This is a genomic window from Cobetia sp. 3AK, from assembly GCF_029846335.1.
In the GTDB taxonomy this organism is placed as follows: domain Bacteria; phylum Pseudomonadota; class Gammaproteobacteria; order Pseudomonadales; family Halomonadaceae; genus Cobetia; species Cobetia marina.
The window spans coordinates 344,944-353,016 of sequence record NZ_JARWKR010000006.1 but is presented as its reverse complement, the minus strand read 5'-3'; the positions used below and the strand labels follow the sequence as shown (position 1 = coordinate 353,016).

Annotated in this window: 7 protein-coding genes; 4 read left to right on the top strand and 3 right to left on the bottom strand. The window is 62.5% G+C overall.

What is annotated here, in order from left to right; all coding sequences use genetic code 11:
- Nucleotides 1-245 precede the first annotated feature (245 nt).
- Nucleotides 246-1,454 carry a tyrosine--tRNA ligase gene (gene tyrS, locus QD228_RS11330; RefSeq protein ID WP_084209468.1) on the bottom strand — a complete coding sequence of 403 codons (1,209 nt, stop codon included), beginning with the start codon at nt 1,452-1,454 and terminating at the stop codon, nt 246-248.
- Nucleotides 1,455-1,637: 183 nt separating this feature from the next.
- On the opposite strand from tyrS, the gene QD228_RS11325 reads away from it, so the two are divergent.
- Nucleotides 1,638-2,795, top strand: coding sequence for an anhydro-N-acetylmuramic acid kinase (locus QD228_RS11325; protein ID WP_279875599.1), 1,158 nt, complete (start codon nt 1,638-1,640; stop codon nt 2,793-2,795).
- Between the two features lie 106 nt (nt 2,796-2,901).
- Here QD228_RS11325 and QD228_RS11320 read toward each other — a convergent pair whose 3' ends face one another.
- Nucleotides 2,902-4,056: a PilT/PilU family type 4a pilus ATPase gene (locus tag QD228_RS11320; protein WP_077379436.1), complete on the bottom strand. Its 1,155-nt coding sequence runs from the start codon at nt 4,054-4,056 to the stop codon at nt 2,902-2,904.
- A gap of 202 nt (nt 4,057-4,258) precedes the next feature.
- A complete protein-coding gene (locus tag QD228_RS11315) occupies nt 4,259-5,290 on the bottom strand; it encodes a type IV pilus twitching motility protein PilT (protein WP_084209471.1) in 1,032 nt (343 codons plus the stop codon).
- Between the two features lie 195 nt (nt 5,291-5,485).
- On the opposite strand from QD228_RS11315, the gene QD228_RS11310 reads away from it, so the two are divergent.
- The 3 genes from QD228_RS11310 to QD228_RS11300 all read left to right on the top strand — a co-directional run bounded on the left by QD228_RS11310 (nt 5,486) and on the right by QD228_RS11300 (nt 8,023).
- A complete protein-coding gene (locus QD228_RS11310) occupies nt 5,486-6,238 on the top strand; it encodes a YggS family pyridoxal phosphate-dependent enzyme (RefSeq protein WP_077379440.1) in 753 nt (250 codons plus the stop codon).
- A 194-nt stretch (nt 6,239-6,432) separates the two neighbouring features.
- Entirely contained in the window at nt 6,433-7,275 is an 843-nt protein-coding gene (proC, locus tag QD228_RS11305; RefSeq protein WP_084209472.1) for a pyrroline-5-carboxylate reductase, read from the top strand.
- Nucleotides 7,276-7,444: 169 nt separating this feature from the next.
- Nucleotides 7,445-8,023, top strand: a complete 579-nt coding sequence (locus QD228_RS11300; protein WP_279875596.1) for a YggT family protein — start codon at nt 7,445-7,447, stop codon at nt 8,021-8,023.
- Nucleotides 8,024-8,073: the final 50 nt, after the last annotated feature.

Genomic DNA, 8,073 nt, shown 5'->3' with positions numbered 1-8,073 from the left:
TAACGCCATGCGTCCCCGGCAGCGGATGCGTACTTTACGCACGATCCGGGCTGAGGGCAAGGGCTTTTTCCATCGATTGTCATTTCGAGGACATGCGGGCGACACCTATTCTCTCATCACCTCTTCTTGCTCCTTTGGCCTCATCTCGCCGTCGCTTGCTGACACATCTCTTCCCTGGCCAGAAACACATTCGGCCCCGCCAGAAATGGCGGGGCCGAATGGTCGGTCAGACATCTCGCGTCGGATCAGCGAGTCACCGTCACACGTGCGTAGCGCTTCTTGCCAGCCTGGATGACGATGGCCGTATCGAAAGGCGCCATGTAGGAAGGCTCGATCACGTCTCCATCGACTTTCACGCGACCATTCTTGAGCATGTCCTTGGCCTGGGCGCTGTTGTTGGCCAGACCTGAACGATTGAGCACGGCGGCGATCGGCGCGACCTCTGCCCCTTCAAGGCTCACGGTGACATCCGGCATGTCCGCCGGCAGCTCACCTTCTGCCAGCTGGTTGCCACTGGAGAGGTGAGCCGTGGCAGCCGCCTCTTCATCGTGGAAACGCGCCACCAGCTCGCGAGCCAGCTCCATCTTGATGTCGCGCGGATTGGCGCCATTCTCGATGCTGGCCATCAGCGCCTTCACTTCCTCCATGGGGCGCAGCGAGAGCAGCTCGAAGTAACGCCACATCAGCGAGTCCGGCATGGAGACGATCTTGTTGAACATCTCGCCCGGACGGTCATTGATACCGATGTAGTTGCCCAGCGACTTGGACATCTTCTGCACGCCATCCAGACCTTCGAGGATCGGCATGGTGATCACGACCTGCGGCTCCTGGCCACGCTGGCGTTGCAGCTCACGGCCCATCAGCAGGTTGAACTTCTGATCGGTACCGCCGAGTTCGATATCCGCCTCCAGCGCCACGGAGTCATAGCCCTGGATCAGGGGATAGAGGAACTCGTGAATGGAGATCGGCTGGTTGCCGGTGTAACGCTTGTCGAAATCATCCCGCTCGAGCATGCGAGCCACCGTGCTGGAAGCCGCCAGTTCGATCATGTCGCTGGCAGAGAGCTTGCTGATCCATTCGGAGTTGAAGGCGATTCGCGTGCGGTCCTTGTCGAGAATCTTGAAGACCTGCTCCTGATACGTCAGGGCATTGGCCTTCACGTCCTCTTCGGTCAGCGGCTTGCGCGTCACGCTCTTGCCGGTCGGATCACCGATGCGTCCGGTGAAGTCCCCGATCAGGAAAATGACCTCGTGGCCAAGATCCTGCAGCTGACGCAGCTTGTTGATCAGCACGGTATGCCCGAGGTGCAGGTCCGGCGCCGTCGGATCGAAACCCGCCTTGACCCTGAGCTTGCGTCCGGACTCGAGCTTCTTGATCAGCTCTTCCTCGACCAGCACCTCATCGGTACCGCGCTTGATGATCTCCAGCGCTTCCACTACTGACTTGTCGCTCATCCTGCCCTCTCTGACCGTTGCTGCTCCCCTCGTAACGGGGCATGTTGGCCGAGAATGTTAGCATGACACGCAGACCATGCACCCCTGCTCTGCCTCTGGCCATGAGGATGCCAACCCGACTTCCGCGACTCGGGGGCGCACGGCAGACTCGCTGACCCACGTTTCACTGCCCGGGAGATCTCCATGGCGCTTTACCTTGGCCTGATGACAGGCACCAGCCTCGACGGCCTCGATGTCGCCCTGCTCGATATCGAACCCCATCAGGACTGCACTGCGCTGCGCGAGCACATCCGCTTCATCGACGGTCTGGATCTGCCGCTTCCGGAACCCCTGCGCACTCGCCTCTGGCGCCTGATGCACGAGGACCATGCGCATTTTCGTGATCTTGCCGCAGCCGAGCAGGCGCTGGCCGAACTGGCCGCCGACGCGATCCGCCAGCTGCTGTCTCGCCAGCGACTGGCACCGAAAGACATTCGCGCCATCGGCAGTCATGGACAGACCATCGAGCACCGCCCGCATGGCTTCAGCGATCAGCCCTGTCAGACGCCTTACACCCTGCAGCTCGACAACCCCAGCCTGCTGGCCGAGCTGACCGGCATCCCCGTGGTGGCAGACTTCCGCCGCAGGGATCTGGCGGCCGGTGGGCAGGCAGCGCCTCTGGCGCCGGCATTTCACTCAGCGCTGTTCGCTCAGCCAGACCAGTGGCGGGGACTGCTGAACCTGGGGGGGATCGCGAACCTGACATTGCTCCCGCCGCTGGACTCGCAGGCGGCAGTGATCGGCTTTGATACCGGCCCGGCCAACTGCCTGCTGGATGCCTGGCATGCACGCCATCAGGGGGCCGCGATTGATCCTCAGGGCAGCTGGGCCGCCAGCGGCCATGTCATCGAGGAGCTGCTGGATCGTCTGCTCAGCGCGGATTACTTCACTCGACCGCTGCCGAAGAGTACCGGACGCGAGGACTTCCATCTCGACTGGCTGGAGCAGCACCTGACAGGCAGCGAGGCTCCTGTCGATGTGCAGGCCACCTTGCTGAGTCTGACGGTAGAGAGCATCGCGCGTGCACTTGAGCATACCGGCGTATCACTGGCGGGACTGACACCCTGTGGTGGCGGAGCGCGCAACACCGCCCTGATGGCCGCGCTCGAACAGCGCCTTGCGCATGCAAGCCACCCCACCGGCCTGACCACCTGCGCCTCGCTTGGCTGGAATGCCGATCTCCTCGAAGCCAGCGCCTTCGCGTGGCTGGCCGCCCGCAGAGTGCTGGAGCGCCCCGGCAATCTCGTCAGCGTGACGGGAGCACGCGGCCCCAGAGTCCTGGGGGGCCTCTACGCACGCTGACCCATCGCGCGCAGACATGAAAAAGCCGCGCTCCTGGCAAAACAGAAGCGCGGCTTCATCGAGTACCTGGGACATCTACCGTCGCAGGCCAGATTCTCCACGGACTTCAGCCATCGTCGTCCTGCAGCGAGAAGCGACTGGCGGCATTCATCACATCCAGCTGCGCTTCCTGAGCACTGTCGGAATCGCCGAACTTGATCATCAGACGCAGGTCATTGGCGGAATCGGCATGCGCCAATGCCACCTCCTCGGTGATCAGGTCCTGCTGATGCAACGCATAAAGCGATTGATCGAAGGTCATCATGCCCTGTTGCTGGGAGCGCTTCATCACATCCTTTATCTCCACCACCGCACCCTTGCGGATCAGATCGACGATCAGCGGCGAGCGCAGCATCACCTCGATGGCCGGCACTCGCTGTGCGCCATTGCCACTCTTGTGAGGCAGCAGCTGCTGGGCCACGATGCCCTTGAGATTCAGTGACAGGTCCATCCATACCTGTTCGTGACGCTCTTCCGGGAAGAAGTGGATGATGCGATCCAGCGCCTGGTTGGCGTTGTTGGCGTGCAAGGTCGCCAGACACAGGTGACCGGTTTCCGCAAAGGTCAGCGCATGCTCCATGGTCTCACGCGAACGGATCTCGCCGATCATGATCACGTCCGGTGCCTGACGCAGCGTATTGCGCAGCGCCACCTCGAAGGACTCGGTGTCGATCCCCACTTCGCGCTGGGTCACGATGGAGCGCTGATGGGGATGGATGTACTCGATCGGATCCTCGATGCAGATGATATGGCCACTTGAGGTCTGGTTGCGGTGCTGGATCATCGAGGCCAGCGAGGTCGACTTGCCGGCACCCGTGCCCCCGACGAAGATCACCAGGCCACGCTTGGTCTCCGAGAGACTCTTGATGATTTCCGGCAGGCGCAGTTCTTCCAGGCTGGGAATCGACAGCTGGATGCGACGGATGACCATGCCCATCTGGCTACGCTGATAGAAGGCGCTGATCCGGAAACGCCCCACCCCCGGCAAACTGTGGGCAAAATTGGCCTCACGCTCCTGTTCGAAGCGCTCTCGCTGCATGTCGCTCATCGGCGCAAGCACCAGTTCTCGCACCTGATCGACACCGAGCTTCTTGTCACCCAGCGCCGCCATTCGCCCGTTGACCTTCATCTGCGGCGGAGTCCCCGTCGAGATGAAAAGATCCGAGCTGCCCTTGCTGACCATCAACTGCAGGAGTTCCTGCAGCCATTCATGAGGAGTCATGAGCCGTGTCCCGATCCACTCTGTGAAGTCACATTCAAACTACGGTTTTATTATCGTTTATCGCAACGACCTTCCGTCCCGACGAGGACAACGCCCGTGATGGCCTTCAGGCGTGCCGTCTCGCCTGTCTCGACCTGGATTCGGATGGGCATTGCCCTGTCCCTGATGTCGTCTGGCAAGACCACTGCACGGCCGTCGCGCACTATCCCAGCAGCCCCTTGGCCTTCGCTTGCGCGTCTTCGCTGGTCACCAGCCCCTCGGCCAACAGCCGCGTCAGCGCCGAATCCAGCGTCTGCATCCCCAACGCACCACCGGTCTGGATGGAGGAATACATCTGCGCCACCTTGTCCTCACGGATCAGGTTGCGGATGGCAGGAGTGGCAAGCATGATCTCGTGCGCTGCCACGCGCCCGCCGCCCACCTTCTTGAGTAGCGTCTGCGCGATGACCCCCTGCAGGGATTCGGACAGCATCGAACGCACCATCGCCTTCTCTTCGCCCGGGAAGACGTCGATGATGCGGTCGACGGTCTTGGTCGCCGAGGTGGTGTGAAGGGTGCCGAAGACCAGGTGCCCGGTCTCGGCGGCCGTCAGTGCCAGACGGATGGTTTCGAGATCTCGCAGCTCGCCGACCAGAATGACGTCCGGGTCCTCACGCAATGCCGAACGCAGAGCCGGCGCGAAGCCGTGGGTATCACGATGCACTTCACGCTGGTTGACCAGGCAACGCTTGGACTGGTGGACGAACTCGACCGGGTCCTCGATGGTGAGAATGTGGTCGTACTTGTTCTCGTTGATGTAATCGATCATTGCCGCCAGCGTGGTCGACTTGCCCGACCCCGTCGGACCGGTGACCAGAATCAGGCCACGCGGCAGCATGCACATCTTGCGAAACGCCTCGCCGAGACCCAGATCTTCCATCGTCAGCACTTCCGACGGGATGGTACGGAAGACGGCACCCGCCCCCCGCCCCTGATGGAAAGCATTGACACGGAAGCGCGAGACGCCCGGCACCTCGAAGGAGAAATCCGTCTCGAGGAACTCCTCGAAGTCGCGACGCTGCTTGTCGTTCATGATCTCGTAGATCAGCGCACGCACCTGCTTGTCATCCATCGAAGGGACGTTGATGCGTCGTACGTCACCATCGACGCGAATCATGGGTGGCAGGCCGGCGGACAGGTGCAGATCCGATGCGTTCTGTTTTGCCGAAAAAGCCAGCAGTTCGGTAATATCCATGCAGATCCCTCGCGAAGACCGAAGCTCTTGTACCAACGAGTCCCGTGGACTCGGGTGTAAGTGTGATGTGGCTCTTCAGCAGATGGTGCGGTGGATATCATGACGAACGCCCTATCCAGCCCATACTACCGGTGGCGCCCACGACGCCGAGCCATCAACCGTGAAGATATTTCGCAAATTCTGGAGCCGAGCCGCATGACTGCAGTCCCCGACGACGAAGCTTGTGTTACTCAGTGTATCCTAGAGGCCCGTGCGCGGCTGGAAAAGGCACTGCTGGCAAGTAAACGCAACGTAGAGGCAGCCCGGATACTGGCGGTGAGCAAGACCAAGCCCGACCGGATGATTCGTGCTGCCTGGCGCAATGGCCAGCGGGCCTTCGGCGAGAACTATCTGCAGGAAGCGCTGGACAAGCAGCAGGCGCTGTCGGACCTCACCGATATCGAATGGCACTTCATCGGCCCCATCCAGTCCAACAAGACCCGCGCGATTGCCGAACACTTCTCTTGGGTACATGCCGTCGAGCGTGAGAAGGTGGCTCGCAGATTGAGCGAGCAACGCCCCGAGACCCTGCCGCCACTCGACATCTGTCTGCAGGTGAACGTCTCCGGCGAGGCCACCAAGGCAGGCGTCACACCCGAGGAATTGATTGCCCTGGCCGAGACGGTGCTGGCACTGCCCAACCTGCGACTGCGAGGCCTGATGGCGATTCCCGCCCCCGCCTCATCCGAGGCTGACCTGCAGGAAAGGCAGGCGCCCTTCAGGACACTGCGCGTATTGCTGGAGCAGCTGCAGGCTCGCTTCCCCGCGGCCCGCTACCCTCAGGCCAAGCTCGACACCCTGTCCATGGGCATGAGTGGTGATCTCGAGGCCGCCGTCGCCGAAGGCGCGACGCTGGTCCGTCTCGGCACGGCCCTCTTCGGAGCGCGTGACTATTCCAGCGCCCACTGAGACCACTCACTGACGCCGCCCGCACACGATTCACGCACGCCACTGACGCATGCGCAGCCCGCGGACGAGTCACCTCCGGCAGCCTCGGACGCACGGTTCACTGCCACGAACGTCACTCTCGCGAAGCAGCCGCGGTAAAGTGCACAGACTCACCGCTCGCCGGTCCATCCCATCCGAACGATCAGGAGCACCGCATGACGCACCAGACCTCCGCCACTCCCCGCACCATCGCCTTCATCGGTGCCGGCAACATGGCCAGCGCCATCTTCGGCGGCATGATCGAGGCCGGCTATCCGGCAGACCGCATCATCGCGACGGCCCGTTCACGCGATACCCTCGAGGCGCTCGAGCAACGCTACGGCGTGACCACGACCCAGGACAACGCTGACGCCGTCGCACGTGCCGATGTCATCGTGCTGGGCGTCAAGCCCCAGATGATGCATGACGTCTGCCAGGCACTGGCGCCTGCCGTACAGGAGCGCAAGCCGCTGGTCATCTCGGTCGCGGCCGGCATCACCTGCGACAGTCTCGAGCGCTGGCTGGGGGGAGAGCTTGCCATCATCCGCTGCATGCCCAATACCCCCTCGCTGGTGGGCGTCGGTGCCAGCGGCCTCTACGCCACCTCGCGCGTGACCGATGAGCAACGTGCGCTGATGGACGAGATGCTGACCGCGGTCGGTATCGTCGAATGGGTCGAGGAAGAAGGTCTGCTGGAAGCGGTCACCGGGATTTCCGGATCCGGCCCGGCCTACTTCTTCCTGTTCATCGAAGCGCTTGAAGCCGCCGGTATCGAACTGGGACTGGATGCCGAGACGGCGCGCCGACTGGCGATCCAGACCGGACGCGGCGCCGCGCAGATGGCCTTCACCAGCGAGCACGAGCCGGCAGAGCTGCGTCGCCGTGTCTGCTCGCCGAATGGCACCACCGAACGCGCCATCAACAGCTTCGAGGGAGATGGCCTGCGCGAGATCGTCAGCCGTGCGGCCAAGGCGTCCAGCGCAAGGGCTGCAGAGCTGGCGCGTGAGCTGGACCAGTAACCCCTGTGGCGGGATTGCCACGCCACGAGTGGCAGCGTGCAGAGCGCCTGACTGGCAGCCCACTCGGGAAACCGCCATCATGCTGCGTTCATCTCGGATTGGCATGCTGATGGCATGACACGCCGACACCAGATTCGCGTCCTCAACTCACCGTCTTAAGGAAGGCCCCATGGGTGCTATGGGTAACATCGGACTTCAGCTGGTCACCATCCTGCTGCAACTGTTCGTCTATATACTGATGCTGCGTTTCCTGCTGCAGTTGTCTCGTGCAGATTTCTACAATCCGCTCACCCAGTCGGTGGTCAAGGCGACCAATCCGCTGGTGGCACCGCTGCAGGGCATCCTGCGCCCGCTGGGGCGCTTCGACATCGCCACGCTGGCGGCCGCCTTCATCGTCGTCAGCCTGGTGCTGGTCGCCATCGGCGCGCTGTTCGGCGGCATGCTGCCGATCGGCTTTATCGCGCTGACGGCACTGGGCACCATGCTCGACAGCATCATCAACATCTACTTCTTCGCCTTGATCGCGATGATCATCCTGTCGTGGGTCGCCCCCCAGGCCAACCACCCGGGCGCCATCCTGGTCCATCAGCTGGTGGACCCGATCATGAAGCCGGTGCGCAAGGTGATCCCGTCGATCGGCATGCTCGATCTGTCACCGATCTTCGTGTTCATCGCCCTCAACCTGATCGGCAGCCTGGTCAGTCAGACGCTGCCGACCATCGGCATGCTGCGTAGCGTCTTCGGCTGATACGCACGCTCCTCCCTGCCAGACGTGACATCGCCGCTTCGCGGTGTCCC